Here is a 1,460-nt window from a genome sequence, read left to right on the forward strand (position 1 = left end):
CGATTTCACCCACGATGTCTGACGTGCTGTCGATAATGTAGGTGTCGTTGCCGCCGTAGCCGAACATGCGGTCAGCACCACCGCGACCGTTTAAAATATTTGAACCACCGTTACCAATCAGTGAGTTCGACAGCTCGTTACCAACAAGATAAAGATTACTACTTCCTTCGAGTAACCCGTTTTCGACATTGGCAGATAAAGTATAACTGTAAATCGTTCGAACTAAATCTGTTCCAGCATTCTCAGCTTCGACTACAAAATCAACCCAATCTGCGGAGTGTAGGAGGTATGTATCATTGCCGTTTCCTCCGTACAGCTCATCAAGGCCAGCTTCACCGTCAAGAATGTCGTTGCCATCGCCGGCGAGTATTACATCGTCTCCCTCTCCGGCCAAAAGCTCATCGTTGCCACCATAACCAAACAACCAATCTACGCCCAAACCTGTAACTATTTTGTCGTCAAATTCAGTTCCAAGAAAGTCAGCATCCATTTCATGAAGACTGGAGCGCACCTCTCCCAAAGTGACAGGCTCATTAAATTCAACGCTTACAGTTGACCACTTAGGCCACATATTCTTTTGATATTCAAAAATATGCAGCTTCGTGACAAGAATATCGTTCCTTGAAACATTCTGGACCCAGTCAGACATCGCATCGACATAAGTGTTGATAGCGTCGTTTAGCTCACTTGCACTTTGAAAGGGAACGACCTGCGTACCCTTTATCGAGGGTATGTAATCGGGCAGAAAGGGAGGTAAATTAACGTCTGCCAGTTCAAACTGATAGATGTTTCTGGTGTCAGTATCGACGAAAACAACTAGTGGCCTGGATGAAGTCCATTCTGAATATGCATCAAAATGCTGCATCAATGAACTGTAGTCAGGTATGTTGTAAGACCATCTAATGTTTTCATCGAATACAAATGCGGTCGTACCCGGAAAACTGTCACCGTATGACGTAAGGACTTGATTTGCCTCTCCCTCAATGGACTTGCTACCACCATTCAAGGGAGTTACGACGTCCAGAAATTGGTTACTTAGCGAAAAATCGTAAAAACTGCCAAAATTATAGTTAGCACCGAGTTCTCTAGATGCTCCCTGCTCCCACCCTTCGTCATATCTGAAAGTCGCGACCAAGCTCATGTTCTACTCCAAGAAGGACAGTTTTTGTAAATGCGCAAATATTCTCAACTTAAAATTTCATTAATCACAGACGGAAAATTTGCAAGTTTTTTCCCGAGCACCATCAAAAATCAGAAAATTTAGGCAAATTGGGTGATTGCACCGCTGTTGGAGACTGGCCTGCGTTAGGCAAAGAAGTCAAAGGTCGTTAGCCAACATTTTTATAACGCAAAGACCAAACTCAGTGTGGTCTCCTCCTGACCGATCACAAACCCTGTTTTCCTAGGCAACGCCAAGTTTATTGGCGTTTCCAGGTCAAACAAATCTTTCTTGAGCAAAT

General features: G+C 44.0%; 1 pseudogene. It reads right to left on the reverse strand.

The window, feature by feature from the left end:
* A pseudogene (locus V1T76_RS29005) lies at positions 1-1,141 on the reverse strand (hypothetical protein); the annotation flags it as partial.
* Positions 1,142-1,460 lie beyond the last annotated feature (319 nt).

The sequence above is a fragment of the Roseibium sp. FZY0029 genome (genome assembly GCF_036350355.1).
GTDB lineage: Bacteria > Pseudomonadota > Alphaproteobacteria > Rhizobiales > Stappiaceae > Roseibium.